22 protein-coding genes are annotated in these 20066 nt (G+C 61.1%); 8 read left to right on the top strand and 14 right to left on the bottom strand.

Features of this window, described 5'->3' with window-relative positions; all coding sequences use genetic code 11:
* The first annotated feature begins 1 nt into the window (after position 1).
* The 4 genes from era (at position 2) to recO (ending at position 3313) form a co-directional block, all read left to right on the top strand.
* Positions 2-946, top strand: a complete 945-nt coding sequence (gene era, locus FHT84_RS15530; protein WP_112342697.1) for a GTPase Era — start codon at positions 2-4, stop codon at positions 944-946.
* Between the two features lie 84 nt (positions 947-1030).
* Positions 1031-1786: a Crp/Fnr family transcriptional regulator gene (locus tag FHT84_RS15525; protein ID WP_113250709.1), complete on the top strand. Its 756-nt coding sequence runs from the start codon at positions 1031-1033 to the stop codon at positions 1784-1786.
* Positions 1787-2004: 218 nt separating this feature from the next.
* The gene (locus FHT84_RS15520) at positions 2005-2487 is read left to right on the top strand and encodes a response regulator (protein WP_246781523.1); all 483 of its coding nucleotides are present in this window, start codon (positions 2005-2007) and stop codon (positions 2485-2487) included.
* A gap of 58 nt (positions 2488-2545) precedes the next feature.
* Entirely contained in the window at positions 2546-3313 is a 768-nt protein-coding gene (recO, locus tag FHT84_RS15515) for a DNA repair protein RecO (RefSeq protein ID WP_113250707.1), read from the top strand.
* Positions 3314-3385: 72 nt separating this feature from the next.
* Here recO and FHT84_RS15510 read toward each other — a convergent pair whose 3' ends face one another.
* From FHT84_RS15510 to FHT84_RS15490, 5 genes are all read right to left on the bottom strand, one after another.
* A complete protein-coding gene (locus tag FHT84_RS15510; RefSeq protein ID WP_113250706.1) occupies positions 3386-4066 on the bottom strand; it encodes a peroxiredoxin-like family protein in 681 nt (226 codons plus the stop codon).
* A 71-nt stretch (positions 4067-4137) separates the two neighbouring features.
* Positions 4138-7383 (bottom strand): adenylate/guanylate cyclase domain-containing protein, encoded by a 3246-nt coding sequence (locus tag FHT84_RS15505; protein WP_113250705.1) that lies wholly within the window; start codon positions 7381-7383, stop codon positions 4138-4140.
* A gap of 122 nt (positions 7384-7505) precedes the next feature.
* Positions 7506-8354, bottom strand: coding sequence for an MOSC domain-containing protein (locus FHT84_RS15500; protein WP_113250704.1), 849 nt, complete (start codon positions 8352-8354; stop codon positions 7506-7508).
* 9 nt (positions 8355-8363) lie between these two features.
* Complete coding sequence (locus FHT84_RS15495) at positions 8364-9002, bottom strand: HD domain-containing protein (protein ID WP_113250768.1); 639 nt, start codon at positions 9000-9002, stop codon at positions 8364-8366.
* An 84-nt stretch (positions 9003-9086) separates the two neighbouring features.
* Entirely contained in the window at positions 9087-11843 is a 2757-nt protein-coding gene (locus FHT84_RS15490; protein ID WP_113250767.1) for a DUF2339 domain-containing protein, read from the bottom strand.
* A gap of 295 nt (positions 11844-12138) precedes the next feature.
* On the opposite strand from FHT84_RS15490, the gene FHT84_RS15485 reads away from it, so the two are divergent.
* Both FHT84_RS15485 and FHT84_RS15480 read left to right on the top strand, forming a co-directional pair.
* A complete protein-coding gene (locus tag FHT84_RS15485; protein ID WP_112342704.1) occupies positions 12139-12477 on the top strand; it encodes a hypothetical protein in 339 nt (112 codons plus the stop codon).
* A 149-nt stretch (positions 12478-12626) separates the two neighbouring features.
* Positions 12627-13139, top strand: a complete 513-nt coding sequence (locus tag FHT84_RS15480) for a superoxide dismutase family protein (RefSeq protein ID WP_112342705.1) — start codon at positions 12627-12629, stop codon at positions 13137-13139.
* Between the two features lie 83 nt (positions 13140-13222).
* On the opposite strand, the gene FHT84_RS15475 is transcribed toward FHT84_RS15480, so the two are convergent.
* The 7 genes from FHT84_RS15475 to FHT84_RS15445 form a co-directional block, all read right to left on the bottom strand.
* Positions 13223-13741 (bottom strand): tyrosine phosphatase family protein, encoded by a 519-nt coding sequence (locus tag FHT84_RS15475; protein ID WP_113250703.1) that lies wholly within the window; start codon positions 13739-13741, stop codon positions 13223-13225.
* Positions 13738-14355, bottom strand: a complete 618-nt coding sequence (locus tag FHT84_RS15470; RefSeq protein WP_113250702.1) for an HD family hydrolase — start codon at positions 14353-14355, stop codon at positions 13738-13740. The genes FHT84_RS15475 and FHT84_RS15470 overlap by 4 nt, the downstream gene beginning before the upstream one ends.
* Positions 14352-15191, bottom strand: a complete 840-nt coding sequence (locus tag FHT84_RS15465) for a folate-binding protein YgfZ (protein WP_113250701.1) — start codon at positions 15189-15191, stop codon at positions 14352-14354. Before FHT84_RS15465 ends, FHT84_RS15470 begins: the two co-directional genes overlap by 4 nt.
* A 73-nt stretch (positions 15192-15264) precedes the next feature.
* The gene (locus FHT84_RS15460) at positions 15265-16026 is read right to left on the bottom strand and encodes a hypothetical protein (RefSeq protein WP_113250700.1); all 762 of its coding nucleotides are present in this window, start codon (positions 16024-16026) and stop codon (positions 15265-15267) included.
* A 16-nt stretch (positions 16027-16042) separates the two neighbouring features.
* The gene (locus tag FHT84_RS15455; protein WP_034507811.1) at positions 16043-16300 is read right to left on the bottom strand and encodes a hypothetical protein; all 258 of its coding nucleotides are present in this window, start codon (positions 16298-16300) and stop codon (positions 16043-16045) included.
* 104 nt (positions 16301-16404) lie between these two features.
* Complete coding sequence (locus tag FHT84_RS15450) at positions 16405-16839, bottom strand: TIGR02301 family protein (RefSeq protein ID WP_112342764.1); 435 nt, start codon at positions 16837-16839, stop codon at positions 16405-16407.
* A 94-nt stretch (positions 16840-16933) separates the two neighbouring features.
* Positions 16934-17353, bottom strand: a complete 420-nt coding sequence (locus FHT84_RS15445; protein ID WP_112342710.1) for an NUDIX domain-containing protein — start codon at positions 17351-17353, stop codon at positions 16934-16936.
* 163 nt (positions 17354-17516) lie between these two features.
* Here FHT84_RS15445 and FHT84_RS15440 point away from each other — a divergent pair, with 163 nt between their 5' ends.
* The gene (locus tag FHT84_RS15440) at positions 17517-17837 is read left to right on the top strand and encodes a YnfA family protein (RefSeq protein WP_112342765.1); all 321 of its coding nucleotides are present in this window, start codon (positions 17517-17519) and stop codon (positions 17835-17837) included.
* A 37-nt stretch (positions 17838-17874) separates the two neighbouring features.
* On the top strand, positions 17875-18639 hold the full coding sequence (locus FHT84_RS15435) for an SOS response-associated peptidase (RefSeq protein ID WP_112342711.1): 765 nt from the start codon (positions 17875-17877) through the stop codon (positions 18637-18639).
* Between the two features lie 73 nt (positions 18640-18712).
* Here the strand turns inward: FHT84_RS15435 and FHT84_RS15430 are convergent, their stop codons facing one another.
* Entirely contained in the window at positions 18713-18853 is a 141-nt protein-coding gene (locus tag FHT84_RS15430; protein ID WP_169644843.1) for a hypothetical protein, read from the bottom strand.
* Between the two features lie 314 nt (positions 18854-19167).
* Positions 19168-20028, bottom strand: a complete 861-nt coding sequence (pssA, locus tag FHT84_RS15425; protein WP_112342712.1) for a CDP-diacylglycerol--serine O-phosphatidyltransferase — start codon at positions 20026-20028, stop codon at positions 19168-19170.
* Positions 20029-20066: the final 38 nt, after the last annotated feature.

Here is a 20066-nt window from a genome sequence, read left to right as displayed (position 1 = left end):
AATGAGCAATCAGCAGGACACGCCCGCCGAAGACGGTGCGGTTGAACATATCGCCCCGACGCATTCGGGCTTCGTAGCCCTTATCGGCCCCACCAATGCCGGCAAATCGACGCTGGTCAACCGGCTCGTGGGCGCGAAGGTCTCGATCGTCAGCCACAAGGTGCAGACGACGCGCGCGATCGTGCGCGGCATCGCCATTCACAACAATGCGCAGATCGTCTTCATGGATACGCCCGGCATCTTCAAGCCGCGCCGCCGTCTTGACCGCGCGATGGTGACGTCCGCCTGGGGCGGCGCCAAGGATGCCGATCTCATCATGCTGCTGATCGACAGCGAGCGTGGTTTGCGCGGCGATGCCGAAGCCATTCTGGAAGGGCTGAAGGACGTTTCTCAGCCGAAGATCCTGGTCTTGAACAAGATCGACCGTGTCCGTCGCGAGGATTTGCTGGCGCTTGCCGCCGCCGCCAATGAGAAGATCGCCTTCGATCAGACCTTCATGATTTCGGCTGAAAATGGCTCCGGCTGTGACGACGTCATGGACTATCTGGCGAAAACCCTGCCGGAAGGCCCCTGGTATTATCCGGAGGACCAGATTTCCGATCTGCCGATGCGACAGCTGGCCGCCGAAATCACCCGCGAAAAATTGTTCCTGCGCTTGCACCAGGAGCTTCCCTATTCCTCGCATGTCGAGACGGAGAAGTGGGAGGAGCGCAAGGATGGTTCGGTGCGCATCGAACAGGTGATCTATGTCGAGCGCGAAAGCCAGAAAAAGATCGCCCTCGGCAAAGGCGGCGAGACGATCAAGGCGATTTCGACTGCGTCGCGCAAGGAGCTCTCCGAAATCCTGGAGCAGCCGGTGCATCTTTTCCTCTTCATCAAGGTTCGCGAGAACTGGGGAGATGATCCGGAGCGTTTCCGCGAGATGGGGCTGGACTTCCCGCATTGATGGAACTTTGCTTTCATGAATGCTTTATAATGCAGCGGTTTATCGGGCGTGTCGTCCACGCCGCCGCCATTCAGGGAGCGTTTCATGGCGAAAGCGGCGGCGGCGATGCATGGACAGCGAACACCGTGCCAGCTCTGTCCATTGAGGTCTCTGCCGCATTTTCGTGAATTCGACCGCGATGAGCTGAATTTCGTTAGCAGCTTCAAGAAGGGCGAGCTTCTTGTCGATGCCGGCGCCACGATCTTCCTCGAAGGTGCGCACAGCGCCCACCTTTTCACAATCCTTTCGGGATGGGGGTTTCGCTACAAAACCCTGGAGGACGGCCGACGCCAGATCCTCAACTATGTAATGCCCGGCGACCTCATAGGGCTGCAGGGGTCGATCATGGGGGAGATGCAGCACTCGACCGAGGCGCTCTCACCGGTATCGCTCTGCGTTTTCGAGCGCACCGAATTGATGACCCTTTACAATTCGCACGCCTCTCTTGCCTTCGATCTGACCTGGATTGCAGCAAGAGAGGAGCGGATTCTGGATGAACATCTCCTAAGCATCGGGCGCAGGTCCGCCGTCGAACGGGCCGCCTATCTGATCGCATACCTGCATCAGCGCGCCGGAGCGCTCCGCCTCTTCGATGGCAACAAAGTCATCCCGATCACGCAGCAGCATGTGGCGGATACGCTCGGCCTTTCCGTTGTTCACACCAATAAGACATTGAAAAAGCTGGCTGCGCGCGGATTGCTTGCTTGGCAGGAGCGAGGCTGCGAGGTGCTGGATGGAGAGGGGCTTGCAGCACTTGCCGGCTGGGATGGACTTGATTCGGGCAAACGCCCCTTCATCTGAGCTATTCTGAGTGCAAAGCAGCATGTCTTTTTTAAATGCTGACTGCAACTGTATCAGCATAGATTAATCTCACCGTCACTTTTCCACCAGTTTCACCTTTTACTAACCCCGGCGGCAAAAGCGATTGGAGCACGTCAACGAGCCCATAGTACCGCGGTGCAAAAAGTGCGAAGCGGTTTGGAGGCAAGGTCATGTTACAAGAGACTAAGCCAATACGAATGGCAAAAACCATTCATTCAATACGGGCCGATGATTGGCACCGGAGGGATCGATGTGGGACTTTTTATGGGGAGCGCCGACTGGCGCGCGCATGCAAGGATGGCGCTGATATGACGTTTCAGCGCGTCCTTATTCTGGAAGACAATCTCATTATCGCTATGGAGGCGGAAGAAATTCTTCGCCTCGTGGGTATTCAACATATTGAGATTGCTTCGAATCTGGAACAGGCAGTGAATGCCGTTCATTCCGAACATTATGATTTTGCGATGCTGGACGTGAACCTCGGGGAATCGACGAGCTTCGGCTTTGCCCGATTGCTGATGGATCGCGGCATCTCCTTTGGTTTTGTCAGTGGTTATTCCGACACGCTCGATTTCCCGGCCGACCTGCGGCATGTGCCGCTTTTGAACAAGCCCTTCGATGAACAAGCCATGCGCCTCTTTGTCCAGACATTGGCGGCCGGCGATTCCCATGCCATGTGACAGCGGCGCGCATTTGCCTTAAATTCGAATCGCAAAAATCTTTCTGGGCAGCCGGCCGATGCAGTGGCAGGACCACGCGATCATCCTGGGCGTCAAGCGCCTTGGCGAGACCAGCGTCATCGCCGAGGTGATGACGCGTGCCCGCGGCCGCCATATGGGGCTGGTGCGATCAGGCCGCTCGCGTGCCATGCAGCCGGTGCTGCAGGCCGGCAATCTCGTCGAGGTAACCTGGCGGGCAAGGCTGCATGAGCATCTTGGTGAATTTCGCATGGAACCGGTCACATTGCGGGCCGCGCGGCTGATGGAGACCGCGACCGCCGTCTATGGCGTGCAGGCAATGGCCGCCTTGCTGCGGCTGCTCCCGGAGCGGGATCCGCATCCGCATCTCTACGACGCGCTCGATGTGATCCTCGAAAATCTGCAGAATCCAGCCGATGCCGGTGAGCTTTTCGTGCGCTTCGAGCTTGCCGTGTTGAACGATCTGGGCTTCGGCCTCGACCTGACCGAATGCGCGGCAACCGGCGTGCGCGAGGATTTGGCTTTCGTTTCGCCGAAGAGCGGGCGTGCCGTCTGCCGTGCGGCCGGCATGCCTTGGGCGGACAAGATGCTGGCGCTGCCGCCGTTTCTATCGACGGGAGCTGTGGTTGCCGCCGATACGGAGAGCCTTGCGGCGGCCTTCCGCCTGACCGGCTTCTTCCTGCATCGCCATGTCTACGAACCGCGCGGCATAGAGATCGCCGCGGCGCGCGAGGGCTTTATTCAGGCCGCGATGAAGGCGCTGCATGCGGTGTCGCCGGAGCGGCCGGCCATTGCGGCAAAAAGATAGAACACGCCGGACAAAGTGCACGGCAAAGGGGTTCACGCTCGAGGCGTGGTCGGAGCTGAAAGACCGGTCGCTTCAAACAGCCATATTCGACGCCGCCGACATCACTTCCCGCGGTGCGGGAATGCCGAACATATGACGGCCGGCCTCTTCGGCCTCGGTGAAACACCAGCGGATGACGCCATCCCGATCAAGCAGGAATTCACCGACGAGCTGGCCTTCGCCGGTGGCAATCATCTGCTTGTCGTCCGGCGTGAATTCATATCCGTCCGCCTTGTCGAGGAATTCTGTCGCTGCCATCGGATCCATCGGCTCGGGAAGTTCGCCCGGCATGTCGATGCGCATCGACCGCACGGCGCTGATGCCGACCTTGCGCGGCCAGTCGGTCTCGTCTTCGGTGAACTGGACATTCGGCAGGCCAAAGGCCTTGTGCGATACCCGCTCCGGATCGGAAGCGGCCAGCAGATTGGGAAGCGGATGAAACCGGAAATAGAGCCTGGCGCGTTCGATCGGCGTGTTGACGACGGTCAGGCTATCGATGCCTTTCTCCTGCAGAGCGCCTGAGAGTTCGGACATAGCGGCGATTTGCCGGCGGCAGAAGGGACAATGCAGCCCGCGGAACAATCCGACGAGCACGGGCTTTTGGCCCCGAAAATCGTCGATCGCGATCTTGCCCTGGCGGGTAATCGCATCCAGCACGACATTCGGCGCGCGATCTCCCGGCTGCAACGGTCTTTCGGTGTGGTTCTCCTGCATGTTTCGTTCCTCCCTTTATGTGCTTGAATAAAGTCTCCTGACAATTGCCGACGACCGTCAAAGCGAGGCGGTCAGTCGAGAAACGGCAATACGACGAGTGTTCCTGGATCGAGGTTGTGACGCATGCACACATCCTGTGCCAGCGTGAAAAATCGCTCTGCTTCGGCCAGATCGTCATGTTCCAGGCTCAGTGTCGCCAAGCCATCATAGCATGGAAAGAGCAATTGAGGTTCATCGATCTCCTTCGCGACCTCAAGGGCTTCCTCGTAATACTTGCGAGCCAGCTTCGGCTGCCCGTGGCATTGATGGATCTGCCCAAGGACGATCAGGGGCACGGAAAGGTGGTCGCGCTGATCGAGCGCCCGGTCGATTTCCACCGCCTTCTCCGCTGCCGGCACGCCCTCGGCGGCGCAACGATCGGTGAAGGTGCAGCAGGAAACGGCAAGGTTGGCGAGAAGGCGCGCCTGAAAGCCGAGATCGCCGATGCGGGTCGCGACCTCCAGCCCCCGCCGGCAAATCTTGATGGCGTGAGCCGGATCCACGATGGTGTAGAGCACGCCGAGATTGGAATAGGCGCGACAGGCAGCACTTTGCAGATCGGCCTTTTCGGCGACGGTGAGGCTGCGTTCCACTTCCTGCACGGCATCGCGGCGGCGGCCCAGTCGCGCAAGTGCCACGCCCTTGGTGTTCAGCGCCTCCGCCATGGCGCGGGCCGCCTCCCGTCCTGCCTCGGTCGTTCCGTCGATGGGCAGCATCTCCAGCCGTTGCAGGGCCTGCGTCGCCCATTCGGCGGCTGCAGCCTGGTCGCCCATGCGGAAGGCCAGATGGCCGCGCTCCTGCAAGAGATGCGCGTGCTCGACCGGTGCGTCGATCATCGCTATCATCGCTTCGGCCTCGGCGCAGTGCGCTTCCGCCTGATCGCGGCGCCCCGCTTCGAGATGCAGCCGGCCGATCTTGCGCAATATCCTCGCCGCGGCCATCCGATCGTCTCCGGTGCGATAGATCGCCAGCGCTCGTTGATAATGATCCAACGCGGCATCGCGGCGACCGGCAGGGCCGTAGAGATCGGCAAGACGCTCTAGGAGCGCCGATTGTTCCGGCGCTAATTTGGGCTCGTTTGCAAAGGTGGCAAGCGCCTGGCGATAAAGGCGCATCGCGTCGTCATTGGCGTAGGTCTTGCGCGCCAGATCGCCTGCGGCCATCAGATAGGCGGCACCTTTTGCCTTCTCTGTCGTCAGGCTGAAATGATGGCCGAGCTGCGCCAGATGCTCGGGTCGGTCCGGCGTCGAGCCATATTGGCGCTCCAGAACCCGGCCGATCCGGTGATGCAGCTCCATGCGCCGCTGCAGCAGGAGATTATGGTAGATGACGTCATGCAACAGCGACTGGCTGAAACGATAGGTGGGTGACGCACCGGCATCCGGCCCGCGCAATTCCTCGATGACATCGGCATCACATAGGAAATCCAACGCAGCATCGATGGCTGCCGGGTCGGTTGCGATGGTGCGGAGCAGGGCGGTGTCGAATTTCGGCCCGACTACCGCCGCCTCCTGCGCCAACCGTCTGCTCTCCTGCGGCAGGCGATCGACACGGGCAAGCAACAGAGCCTGCAGATTGACCGGAATATCGACATCCGTGTCTTCGGCCGCAATTTGCCAACGCTGACCGTCATTGTGCAGCCTGCCCATGTCGATCAATCCCCGAAGGATCTCCTCGATGAAGAGAGGGTTACCGCCGGCTCGATCGAGGATGCGCTGACACATCGCAACCGGCAGCTTGCCATGGCTCTCGCCAAAAAAGGCGGCGAGCAGCTTCCGCCCGTCGGCGGCGGCGAGTGGTCCGAGACGCTGGACGGTGACGCTGACCCGATTGGAATCCAGCGGGTCGATCTGCGATGTCGGCCGGTAGATCGCCAGCAGCATGAGCCGGCTGCGTTCCAGCCGATCCATCATGAAGCGAAGCACTTCCAGCGAAGCGGCATCGGCCCAATGCAGATCCTCGATGACAAGCAGCAAAGGCCCTTGCGCGAGCCGCCGCTCGAACACGGTGCGGACCGCATAGAAGATCTGCCGGCGCAACTGTTCCGGCTCGATATGGCGCAACGCCCCGCTGGGGTCACCCAGGCCGAGAACATGCAGGAAAAGCGGCAGAAGCCCGTCGATATCCTCCTGCGTGAGATCGAGCGCGCGGAAACCCGTCGCCAGCATTTGTCGCATCCTGTCGAGATTGTCGCGCTCGCCGATGCCGTAGGCGCTGCGCACGACTGCGGCAAGCGTCCCATAGGACTGTTCGCCGAGAGGCGAGCAGGTCGCCTTGCGGATGGCGAGGCCCGGAAAGCGGGCCGTGTCGCCTGCAATGCCGATGAACTCGTTGACCAGCCGCGACTTGCCGATACCCGCTTCGCCGATGAGCCGGACAAGCTGCGCCGCACCCCCGCGGGCAAGGTCGAGGCAGGTCAAAAGCCGCGACAGTTCCGTATCGCGTCCGATCATCGGTGCCTGAAGGCCGAAGCTTTCGAGCCCGCGCGCCGCATGCGGTGCCTCCAGCGGTCCCTTCAGCCGATGGACAAGCACATTGCCGCTTTTGCCACGCAAGGCTTGGGCACCGAGGCTGTCGAAGGCGAAGGCATGGCGGGTGAGGCGATAGGTCAGCGGTCCGACGAGGATGTCGTTTTCGCCGGCCATGGATTGCAGCCGCTGGGCGGTATTCACCGTATCGCCTGTCACGGAATAGGATTTGGTGCTGACGGCACCGAAGCCGCCGGTGACGACGGGACCGCTGTTGATGCCGATATGCAGCCGCAGCGGGACGCCGGCACGCGGTTGCCAGCGCTCGCCGACCTGCGCCGCCCGCTCGATCATGTCGAGTGCTGCATTCAGTGCCCGCACCGGATCGTCTTCATGGGCAACCGGCGCACCGAACAGCGCCAGCAGCGCATCGCCGACGAATTTGTCGACGAAGCCGCCATAGGCCTCGACTGCCTGGGTCATTTCCTCGAACAATTCGTTCTGCAGCATCCGCATGACTTCGGGATCGATCTGCTCGCTCAATGTCGTGAAGCCGCAGAGATCCGCAAAAAGCACGGTTACCGGCCGCCGGTCGGCATCATCCTCGGATTTTGCAGGCGCAGTCTTGATGGCCGGCTTGGCTGCGGGCTGGGCCTTGTCGGAAATCGCCGCGCCGCATTGGGGACAGAAGGCAAAGTCGGATTGGCAGGGATAGCCGCACGCGGCACAGGAGATAGGCTGCCTTGCCCCGCATCGCGGACAGAAAGCAAAGCCGCTCTGAATATCGAAACCGCAGCCGGCGCACTCCATCGGACGCACCTCGCGCAAGCCCGCACGCCACGACTATCTTAGCCGCAACCGACGGGTTCAAAACGAGCGATAAGCATGCGCCTGCTGCCTTGGGTCCGCAAGCTAAACAATTGGCGGAACGACTATCGCCGCTTGAGAGCCCACCCCTCCGGCCGCTCCTCGAGCACGGTCACCATATCGCCGATCTTCACCGAGCCTTCGCCGCGCGGCACGGCGTTCCAACCGAAGAGCGGTCCCGGCACGCGCCGGTCGGCCGACATGCGAATACGGCCCATGGCCGGCATGGGGTTGGGCACGTCGCGCGAGCCGGTCTGCTGGTCCTGTGTCGTCATGATGCATCGGGAGCAGGGCTTGACGAGATCGAGGCGAATGCCGCCGATCTCGATGGCTGCCCAGCGATCCTCCGGCCATTCCTCGTCGATATCGATGACGATGTTGGGGCGGAAGCGCTCCATGCCGACGGCACCTTCACCATGGCTGGCGAGATTGGCGTTGAGCGCCTTCAGCGAACCGGTGGTGGTGACCAGGATCTGGTATCCGTCGGTAAAGGTCACCGGCGTATCCTCGCCGGCCCATTCCGGGTTGGCGATGCGCTTCGCGAGCCTGTCGAAGAAGACCATCCTGACCTCGCGATCCAGCCAGGCCGACAGGGCCTTATTGGTTTCCTCGTCGGCAACGGAGGCGCTGACATTGGATTTCCAGACGACGATGTCCATGCGGTTGTCCGGGTGGGGCGGCGGCACGATGATATCGGCCTTACCCTCCATCTTCAGGCGCAGGTGGGAGGGCGCCGGCTGGATATCGATCCGGGCCAGCGCCTGGACTTCGCGCTGGGTGATGAAATGACCCGAAGGGTCGACCAGCATGGCGCGGCGATCGCCGGCGAGACCGAAAGCATCGACGGCGGCCGACGGAATGGCGATGCCGCGGGCACTTTTGAGGGGATAGATGAAAAGATCGCTGACATGCATGGATGGCCCTCAGATTTCGTCGATGAACATTGCCAGCACGGTCTTCAGCCGGTCATGCCTTGCTCCGGCAAACCTGGCCCCGGTCTCCGTCTGGAATCCGTCCGCCAGTTTGAACAGCTTTGTTTCGAAATGGTCAATGGCGAAGCGCTTGTCGTCAAGCGGCCGTTCGCTTGCCAGCGGATCGAACGGGTCGTAGAGGCCGGAGCCGAGACGCCCGGCGATGTAGAAACAGCGGGCAGCGCCGACCATGCCGATTGCATCCAGCCGATCGGCATCCTGCAGGATCTTCGCTTCGAGCGTTTCCGCTGGCAGGTTAGCGGAAAAACTATGCGTGGTGATTGCATGCGCCACAGCGGCAATATCCTCGTCGGCCCATCCAAGCTGCCGCAGAATGCCCGAAGCCTTCTCGGCGGCAAGCCGCGAGGCCTGCGCCCGATGCGGCGAGTTCTTCTCCAAGGCAACGCAATCATGCAGCAGCACGGCGGCGGCGAGTATCCGCGCATTGCCGCCTTCCTCGGCTTGGATAGCCATGGCGTTCCTGAAGACACGCAGGATATGGGCGATATCGTGCGAACCGTCGTCACCATTGGAGGCGTGCGGAATGAGATCCGCAGCCAGTGCCTCGAACGGGGCAAAAGCCCGCGCCATCTTATCGGTATCCATGTTCGCGGTCGCTCCGGATTGATCTGTCGGCAGGTTCCCCGTCCTACCGGGTTGAAGGATTCGCCGCAATCACTCCGCCGCTTTCTTGCGCGTGAGGATCTTCTGATAGAACAGGCCGATGCCGATCAGAACAGCGCCAAGGCCGATGAAGGACAGCGCCCGCAGGAAACCTTCGAGATTTGCCATGTCGATCAGGAAGGCCTTGACGACCGCGATGAAGACCAACGCCGCCGAGGCGATGCGCAGGCTCCGCGCCTCGAAGCGGGTTCCAAGCCCAAGAAGCGCAATGCCGATCAGCAACCAGACGACGGAATAGGAATAGAGCTCGCCCTGGATGAAGCCGTTCCAGAACGGGATGTATTCGCCCTGCCAGAAGCGGCGCACCGATAACGTCGCCCAAGCGAAAGCCATGACGGCTGCAGCCAGAGCCAACATGATGACATAGGGCAGGGGACGTCGGTTGCGGGCAAAGAGCGCCAGCCCGCCATAGGCGACACCGGGCAGAAGATAGGCAAGCAGCAGCAGGTTGAAGAGCGGGATACGGCCCGTGCTCTCGCCGGTCATGAAAGGGTTCAGTCCCAGCAGATGCAAGGTCAGGATCATGGCGACCGAAATGACGCCGAGCGCCATGCCGCCATAACGGAAGACCGGGCTTGCCGCGCTCAGATCGAGCGCCATCAGTGTCGCCGAGGCACCGATCGCCAGCAGCGTGTAGATTGATTGCTCGCCGAGCGTCGGAACCGCATCGTTCAGGACGCCGCCATTCATGGCATGGCGCACAAGGATGGCAATAGTCAGCAGTGCGAGGAAGCAGGCAAGAGCTTGCAGGGCATTGCGCAGCCGCAGGCTCGGCGAGTGGCGAACAATGAAGGTCGCAAAAACGGCAAGGGCCGCGGGAATGCCGTAGCCGGCAAGCAGCATGTTGAAGACCGGCGTCGTGCCGAGTTCCGAGGGGTCGACGATCGTCGGCTGCCAGGCGATGCGCCCCATGGCGATAACCAGCGCGGCAACCATCGTCCACGGAAGAACGGGCCAGTTGCGCAGGCGCCCCACCAGCAGATAGACGATGCCGAGAACCGGCAGCAGGATGGTCGCGGTGGCATGATGCGCAAGCGTATGCAGGGCGAAGACGGCCGCGGCAAAGGATCCGGCGGCAAGGATATTCGCCGGCAGGTTCAGTCCTTCACCGTTGCGGCGACCTTGCCATTCGGCAAGCGCGATGAGCGCGACAGCCAGCCCGATGCCATAAAGGCCATGCAGCCAGTCGAGCGTCCAGTTGCCGAAATTGACGAAGCTGATCGTGGCGATCGCCAGCGGCGTGGCGGCCATGACAAGGCTCCAGAGAGCGGCATAGGGCTTCTCCTGTCCGGCGAAACGCCTGAGGAAAAAGGCACCGATCAGCACGAAGAGGGCGCCGAGGCCGAGCACTTCATAGAGCACCATGCTCTGCAGGTTGACGGTGCCATCCGTGCCGCCGGCTTCGATGCCGGCGATCCATCGGGTCAGAACACCGAATACACCGACGATACCGGTGAGCGCGGACAGGATTGTTGCCCAGGCCGCGTAGAGACGGCCGGCGCCGAAGGCTGCAACCGCCGCGACGATTGCCGCGAACATGAATGTGGCATCGACAATGGGATATCCCTGTTGAAGGCTGAAGGTGATGAGGCAGAGCGACACCGTGAGTGCACCGACCGCTGCCGTCAGCGTCATGCCGAGCGGCGCTCTGCCGAGAAACGCTGTCCATTGACCGGCCGCAGTCAGCGGCAGGGAGATGCCGTCGGCAGCCGGTGCTGCGGCATCGTGCTTTATCGGTTCCAAGACCGGATAGCGCCCGGGCCAGAGGAAAAGGGTGCCGCCGATCATTGCCAGCATGGAGAGCGTAACCGGCGTCAGGTCGACCACAGGGCTGAAGCCGATATAGAGCAAGGGCCAGAGGCTCAGCAGCCCATTGGCGAGAGATGGCGCAATCAGCCAGCGGCGCAGGCGCGACGCCAATAGGGTCGCAACCCAGGTCAGCACCAGGTAGCCGAAGAGAATCCAGGGTCGTGGCGCAGTGGAAGCGATCAGCGCGGGTGTTGCCATCGACGCCAGAAGACCGAGGCCGGCGAGCGCTTGCCCGTGCAACAGCGACAGTCCGAGCGTGGCGAGCGAGATCAAGGCGAGCAAGGTGAAGGCTGTCGCCGGTCCGATGAAGCCATAGATGCCATGCGCCGCATAGGTGGAGCCGAACAGGGCGACGACGCCGGCTGCTGTCAGCACGCCGGGAATCATTGCATTCTGGAAGGCGTTGTTCAGCACCGGCGCGACGCGGCGGCGGATCACTTCGCCCGCGGCAATCAGGAAGAGGCCGAAGAGCGCCGCAAGGGCGAGCCGGACGCCGGGGCTGAGAAGGCCGCTTTCGATCGAATATTTGACCATGAAGATGCCGCCGAACGCCAGCGCGATACCGCCGACCCAAACGGCCCAGCGCGCGCCGATCGTGCTCTCAAGGCTTTCCTTTGCCTGAACGGGTGCCTGGCTCTCAACGGGCGAGGGACTTTCCTCGAATGTGTCGTCGACGCCGCGCGCGTCGGCGGGCTCTCCGGTCTCGGCGGCTGATCCATTGTCGATTACCGCTTGCCGCTCGTCGTCGACTGGCTGTGCCACAGGATGAACCGTCAAGTGCGGCACTGGAATCGATTCGCTCCCATCCTCCGTCAGCATCTTGCCGGCAAGGGCGTTTTGCAGCTCCTGAACGCGCGCTTCCAGCTGCTTTATCCGGAGGTTGTGGCCTCGCAGCACCAGAATGCCGACGATCAGGATGACGAGCGGTAGCAATTCCATCATATCCTCTCCACGGGCGATCGGTCGCACAATATACGAAACGGCTCGCGCGGTAAGGATAGATACTCAGATTCGCCTATGATTCCAGGGGATTATGCCCGACATCCTCACGCCGGGTCGTACGGGAAATATTAGGGAATATGGATTTACCGCTTAAAAACTATGGTTAATACTCATTAACAATTTGTCTTTACCGGCGGCGCGAAGCAGCTTAAGAGCATATTCGTAGTTTAACTCCGAATGTATTGCGTACAAACGACGTCGCATGAGGCGGCTCCTACCTTAGGAGGTTTGTATGTCCCATGTTTCTTCCGTATCCAATAGCTCCTATCCGTATCGCGGCACGCTTTCGCGCCTCGATTCGAATGGCGACGGTCTTTTGAGCCTAGAGGAACGCTCCGTGGACGAGCGCCCCGGCATCCTCGAGGTCGACAATACCGACTCTGCCGCCGATGGTTCGAACGGTGCGCTGAGTGGCCTGATAGCCAAGCTCATGCAATTGCCGAACGCCGGTACAGCCTCCACGGCCAAGTCGCCGGAATCCAATGTCGGTTTCGATCTGGATCTGTTGTCGCCGATGGATGCCTACAACAGCACCTACGGCCAGTATGACGTCGACAGCGTAGCGGCCTGACGAGTGCTTTTGCCCGATGATATTGGCGACCTGCCAGGATGCTGGCAGGTCGCCTATCGTTTTGAAGGAAGTTCATTTCCCGATCGCCGGAACACTCGCGCCTGTCATCGCGTTGGGCAATTGCCAAGCGGAACAGGGAGGGTCATTCCATGCACCGGATAACGATCGTTACAATTCTCGCACTCGCAGCAGCCATGCCCGCGGCGGCGCAAACCCAAAATCAAAATACCGCGACCGCCGATTTTGTCGGTCTTGACGGCAAGCAGGCAGGACGGGCGACCTTGACGGAAGGCAAGAAGGGTGTGCTGATCGAGATGGAAGTTTCCGGTCTGCCCGCCAATCGCTGGATCGCCTTCCATATTCATGAAAACAGCCATTGCGACCATGCGCATGGTTTCGAGTCGGCCGGCAGCCATTTCAATCCTGCCAAGACAGAGCATGGTTTTCTCGCCGCCAATGGGCCTCATGCCGGCGACATGCCCAATCAGTATGTCGATGAGGATGGCAAGCTGCGCGCCCAGGTCTTCAACGGCATGGTGTCGCTGAATGGCAAGGACGGTATTCGCGGCCGAACTCTGATGATCCATGCCGAGTCGGACGACTATCGCAGCCAGCCTGTCGGCGGCGCCGGCAAGCGCCTGGCATGCGCCGTCATTCAATAGGACAGCAAATGCCACATCCGAATCCCGATCAGACGGACGGCATTGCCGCCTGACGACAATCTCCCTTTTTGCAGGCTCTCGCCTTATCCGGCCAGTGGGAGGGTGAAAGGCGCATTGCCGTCCGCATCCGCGCCGCGGCCGATCTCCTTGACCGCAGCGATCAGGCGGCCCCGGCGTCCGAGCATATCGTCACCGATCGCAATCAGCCGGGCATTCGGCGTGGCAAATGGCGAACTTGAGCGCAGCTGGCGCGCCAGCATCAGATCGTCTTCCTCGGGGTGAATGGCCAGGGCTGCGATCAGCGCTGCCGCCGGTGAACGTGAAACACCCATCCAGCAATGGATCAGCAAGGGCGCGCTACGGTCCCATCCGGTGGCGAAATCGATGATGGCGCGAACATGCGTTTCCTGCGGGGCGACGAGATCGCCGCTTCCGGCAAAGCTGATATCGTTCATGTTGAGCAGCAGATGCCGATCCGCCTTGATGACGGCGGGACGGTGAAAGGCTTGTTCCTTCGCCATCAGGCTGATCATTTCGCACGCTCCATGCCGAACGGCCATTTCGGCAATGCGTGCCAGCGGCGACACGATGATCGCCGTCATGCGCCGATCCTCATGGCGGCACGCTCGGCCTCGATCGCATCGAAACGTTCGAGAAACAGTCGCTGTGCCTCGATCGCCGGCATCGGATCGATCGGCAGCATCTGGCGCGTGATGTCGCGCGGCTGGCCGAAGAACTTGCGCGCTTCCTCGGGCGTGAAGCCGGCAAGCAGCGTCGCCTCGAAATAGGCCGAGATCGTATCGGCCTTCTTGATCTTTTCCTTCAGCTTCGGCGCGCAATGGGGGGGCAGGGCGAAACGGCGGTAGATCGCAGCTTCCAGCCGTTGTTCCACAAGCTTGTAATCACCGCCGACAACGGACTTGAATGGCGAGATCATGTCGCCGATCACATATTCCGGGGCGTCATGCAGCAGCGCGGCAAGACATTCATCGGGCGTTGCCGGGTTGAGATGACGAAAGATCGCCTCGACGGCAAGGCTGTGTTGTGCCACCGAAAAGGCATGATCGCCGGAAGTCTGCCCATTCCAGCGCGCGACGCGGGCAAGGCCGTGGGCAATGTCGCCGATCTCGACATCGAGCGGTGAGGGATCCAACAGGTCGAGCCGACGCCCGGAGAGCATGCGCTGCCAGGCGCGCGCTGTCTTGCCCGATGTCATGCCGAGGCCTCGTCGGACCGCTCGGGAAAGGAAAGGCCGGACCAGGCCGGAAGGGACACGGAGACCTTCACGCCGTCAGCCTGTATCGGCGTACCCTCGGCAATGGCCTCGCCGGCACGGTCTATGCGAACAATGGCAAGGCCCGTACTGCCGACGGTCGAGCCGAGTGTGCCGATCGGCTTGCTGCCGACGGTCAGGTCCGTGCCAGAAGCCGGCAGCTCGGCATGGCCCTTGACGATGACGACGCGTCTGCGCGCCGTGCCGCGATGCTGCATGCGGGAGACGACTTCCTGTCCGACATAGCAGCCTTTGCGGAAGCCCAGGCCGCCGTTAAGATCCATCAGCACATCATGAGGGAAGGCATCCTGCAGCGCGAAATCGCGGCCGGAGATGGCGATACCATTGGCGATCCGCAGTTCGTCATAGAGGATCTCGGCATCCTCACCATGCTCCCCGGGCGTTCGCGTCAGCGCGATATCAGCCTTGGCGAAGCGGCTGTCCTTGGGGCTACCCGCAACCGCATCGCCCCATGCGACGGTAACACCTTGAATGACCTCTGTGCCGAAATCGACCTTGGCGCGCAGGCGGTACATGGTGAGCCGCTTCAGCAGGCTCTCCCGTTGGGTCGCATCGGTTTCCAGCAGAAAGCTGGCACCATCCCGCCAGATCATGAAATCGAACAGGATCTTGCCCTGCGGCGTGAGCAGCGCACCCGGGCGGGCTTCATTTGCGCCGAGCGAGACGAGATCGGTGGTGATGAGATTGTGCAGGAACGCTTCTGCCTCCGCGCCGGCAATGCGGATGAAGGAACGCTCTTTCAGGAATACGGCTGGCATGATGGATCCGCTGATTTGGCCTATCACGCAGAGGTAGGGCCTTCGGCGGGGAACCGCAAGTTCCCCAGCCGGATCATTCGCCCGAGGTGAAGAATTTCCAGCGGCCGTCCGGCGTGATGCCGACGCGATAGAAATTATAACCGCCGAACTCCAGCATGTCGGCATAATCCCCGGCCGTGACGATGCGCATCAGATCGACCTTTTCCGGTGTGGAGAGCGTCTTGATATCCTTCTGGGCGAAATAGGGCCAGACATAGACCTCATCGGGCGTTCCCTGGCCGACATGGGCAAATCCGGTTGACATGATATCGAGCAGGATGGACAGGATCTCGATGCCGTCGGGATCGCCTGAAAGATCGTGCAGGGTCTTGATCGGGTCCTCGCCGGGATCGTCGGCGGTGACCTGCGTCTGCTTGAGGCCGCCGCCGACATTCATCAGCGGACGCAGGCGCTCGAGATCACCGGAAGCGGCAGCTTCCACGATCGCCGTACGGAGCTTCTTTACCGGCTCGGGCGCCTTGTCGATATCGTAGAGGAACTCGACCGACTTGTTTGCGCTCGAAGCGTCGCCGCTGCTCTGGCTTGCCTGCTTGTTGATCAGTGGCTCGGGCGTCGGCAGGGCATTGTTGTTCGTCGGCGCCTCCAGCGCCTGCTCGATCGGCTTCCCGTTCTTTTGCTGGGTGGACTGCGCTGCGTCCTTTGCCTGGGACGCCGGAGGGTTGAGCTGGGAAAAAGCAAGGGCCGGCAACGGCAGGGCAGTACTACCCAAAAGCAGGGTCACGACAGCAAGCGAGGCAATGGAACAGGAGAGCGCATTGCCCGGAAAGATACGCATAAGCAATCTCTGATTGTTATTGCAGGGTACGGTTCGGAGAGAATTCACCAGCCAGCATGCGTTCGCGCAGGGATTCGAGCAAGGCTTCCGCGCCCTGTTCGCCCTGAATGCGGATCGTCTCGCGAATAGCATGTGCAATGGCCGCATCGGCGATGATTTCGGGCTCGATACCATCAGCCATGCCGTCGGCCCAAGCCTCGTTCTGGTATTCCAGCGCTGCCTGCATTTTTTCATGGACGATCATATCGTCGATTTCATTCAGGCTGGTTTCCATTGATTCTTTCCTTAAGACGTTCATGTCCTTACCACTTGCTTAACAACTTTATCAGCCTTTTCCCAAAACGACACGGCTCGCTATGAAAAGAGGTTAATAAATCGTCAATTTCCAAAGCGGGCGGTGATTTCTGTCGCCAGTGTTGCACCTTCGTTACGGTATCGCTCCTCCGCCACGAGGGCCTGCGGCGTGCAATTCGTGTAAACCGATGCAAAGGACCGATACCCACGGTTGAACGCTGCCGTCAGTTTTTCCTTGCGTTTCTGCTCGCCCTTGGTCTCGGTATCGAGCAATTGCTGCATATCGCCCCGCCATCCGTCTTCCCGTTTCGGACTGCAGAGATTGCGCAAATAGTCGATCGAGCCAAGGATTTCGGCGAGCCGGGAAAGCTGCTCGTCATAGGGTGTCGGCCGTTCGGCATTCTCCGCGTCGGGCGCCGGTGCAGGCGGCGCGCTTGCCGCCGGCTGCGCGGCAGCGGGGAAGGCTGCGGCGAGCGCGATGCAGATCAGAAGCGGTCGGCCAAGGCTGTTATGAATCATGTAACCATGTTGAGCGGACAAGCATGACGGGAACAAGGCGCGCTAGGTAGTTTCCACGCCGATATTGTTCAGCATCGTTAATTTCGGGGCTGAGCTATGCGTTTGCTGCAGCAAGTCGTTCCACGCATTCGAGCACGCTGGCCGGAACGGGCAGGCGGCGCACCTCCTCCAGCGTGTACCAGCCGATGGCCGCCGCGTCGTCGGCCGCCTCGGCAACCGCATCCTCATCGGCATCGACGAGGAAGACGGAAAGCAGGAAGTGGCTTGTGAGTGTTCCGTCGGCTGCATGGGAGCGCAGATCATAGGTTTCGAACAGGCGTGGGTTGCGGGCTGATATGCCGGTCTCCTCCCTGAATTCGCGCAGCGCCGCCTCATCAGGCGCTTCTCCCTCCTCGGCCCGTCCGCCCGGAAAGGCATACATATCGGCGGACGGCGGATTGCTGCGCAGCACCAGCAGGAAACGGCCGTTGCGCTCAAGGATGGCAGAGGAGGCGGGGCGGGGCGGGGAGGTCATGGATCGCATCGCATTCGAATGAGGAGATCAGGGTGGTGACCGGAGACTATCGACGAACATCCTCTACAGGAAACCGCTCTTGCTGTCCCTAGGGAAAGCCCCTTAACTCGCCCTCGAAAGGCGCGGCGAGTCGCACGCGCCGAATGTGCGGGTGATCATCGAGATGATCTATGGGCTATATGCCTTGGCGGCCTTGGCCGAAATTGGCGGCTGCTTCGCCTTCTGGGCCTGGCTTCGCCTGGCAAAACCGGTCTGGTGGCTTGTGCCCGGCCTCGTCTCGCTGGCGCTCTTTGCCTGGCTGCTCGCATTGGTGCCGAGCGAGGCTGCCGGGCGCACCTTTGCTGCTTACGGCGGCGTCTATATCGTCGCTTCCATTCTCTGGCTCTGGCTGGCCGAAGGGCGATTGCCGGATCGGTGGGATATAACAGGCGCCGTCGTTTGCCTGGCCGGTGCCGCGATCATTCTCTTCGGCCCTCGCGGCTGAACTTGACCCACCGCGTTTCGAGTGCAAAACAGGACCCATGTGCGGACGTTTCGCTTTGACATCGACGGCAGATCACGTGGGGGAAGCGCTCGGCGTCCTGCTGAACGAGGCTTTCCCCGCGCGCTATAATATCGCACCGACGCAGCCGATCCTTGTCGTCATATCGGGCGACAGGCAGCGGCCGGGCAGCAACATGCCGGATCGCCGCGCCTTGCTCGTGCGCTGGGGCTTTATGCCCGACTGGGTGAAGGACCCAAAGGAGTTTCCGCTGCTGATCAATGCGCGGGCGGAAACGGCGATCGGCAAGGCGTCCTTCCGTGCCGCCATGCGTCATCGCCGCATCCTCATTCCCGCTTCCGGCTTTTACGAATGGCACCGCCCTTCGAAGGAAAGCGGCGAGAAGCCGCAGGCCTATTGGATCCGTCCGCGCAGCGGCGGCGTCATCGCCTTTGCCGGACTGATGGAAACCTGGTCGTCGGCCGATGGTTCGGAGGTCGATACCGGCGCCATCCTGACGACCGCGGCAAACAGCGCGATCCGGTCCATCCATGATCGCATGCCCGTCGTCATCAAGCCGGAGGATTTCGCCCGCTGGCTCGATTGCAAGACGCAGGAGCCGCGTGAGGTCCTCGATCTGATGACGCCGGTCCAAGAGGATTTTTTCGAGGCGATTCCGGTTTCGGATCGTGTCAACAAGGTCGCCAATATGGGGCCTGACCTGCAGGCGCCCGTAGCGCTCGATCCGGTCAGGAAGCCGGCGAAGAAGGCGGATCCGGAAGACGGCCAGCTTAGCCTTCTCTGAGCGGCGGCCATTCAGCAGCTGCGACCGGATATGATGCCGGCATTGGTCGGCGGCGGGCTTGGGCTCTATGCTGTTAAGCGATCTTCTTCTTGATAGGCTTCGTCTTCAGCATCAGATGCGCTGCAAGAACGGCTTTCAGGCCTAGCGGGCGGTAATGCTTGCTAGGGTCGATCTTTGCTTGCGGTTGTGCCGCCTGATCTTTCTTCTGTGTCATGTCTCACTCCTCACCATGCTCTCCCGGAGCATTTCGCGATTCACTATCAAGTAGTGCTGTTTTGTCGAGAAACATGACAAATCGAAGGCGTTTTCCAATCAGCTTTTGTGAACAACGACCATATTTCGAGAGATTAGCGCCGAATCCTCGTGTAGAATCCACACTGCCGCAATGTTTGAATCCGCCGAAAAGCGGGGCCTGGGCGGCTTTTCATTCGATCCGCGACCGATCGCCGCGCCGCCGATTTAATAAGGGGAACTTACAGACTTGCGGTTGCAGCGGGCGATGCCGGCAAAAGCGCGTCAGCATCCTGACTAGATATGGCGACCGATATCGTCGTTGGAATCGTCGACATCCGGATCGCCGGGACCGTTGATGGTATAGGTCCCGTATTTCTTGGCCCAGGACCGCGCACCGAAGGGTAGCGAGAGCAGATAGGCGACGACCGTCACCACCATGACATGCCACGTATAGCTCATCAGCATCGCGACGTAGACGACAAGGCCGAGCATGATCGGCAGAACCAGATCACGCCTGATACGGCTGCCTTCCGACTTGCCGGACCAGACGGGCAGGCGGCTGACCAGAAGAAAGCCGATCAGAACGGTGTAGGCGGCTCCCCAATAGGCGAAGGTACGGTCCGGCGCCAGACCCAGAAAGCCGAGATAGACCGGCAGCAGTACAAGCATGGCGCCGGCAGGCGCCGGCACGCCAACGAAATATTCGGACTGCCAGGAGGCCTTGTGCTCGCGCTCGGCCATGACGTTGAAGCGGGCAAGGCGAAGGCCGGCAGCGATCGTGTAGATCAGCGCGGCTATCCAGCCAAGGGAGCGGGCTTGGTCGAGCAGGAAGACATAGACGACAAGCGCCGGAGCGACACCGAAATTGACGATATCGGCGAGCGAATCCATCTGTGCGCCGAATTTCGAAGTCGCCTTCATCAGCCGCGCCACGCGCCCGTCGATACCGTCGAGGAAGGCGGCGACCAAGACGGCAACGACGGCAAGCTCGTAGCGGTTCTCGAAAGCGAGACGAATGCCCGTCAGGCCCGCGCAGATCGCCAGAACGGTGATCATGTTCGGCACGATCAGCCGCAGCGGGATTTCCCGAAGGCGCGGTCCACGCGCTTCGTCATTGGGCCCATGCGGTTCGAAAGGCGGAAAAGGCGTCTTCATCTCGTTCGTGTTCCTGGAGCAATTCCAGCAAGACTGCG

This window comes from Rhizobium sp. BK289, assembly GCF_014193575.1.
Taxonomy (GTDB): domain Bacteria; phylum Pseudomonadota; class Alphaproteobacteria; order Rhizobiales; family Rhizobiaceae; genus Rhizobium; species Rhizobium tropici_C.
Note: the sequence above shows the minus strand (reverse complement) of the source record. Positions and strands in the feature narration are given on the sequence as shown.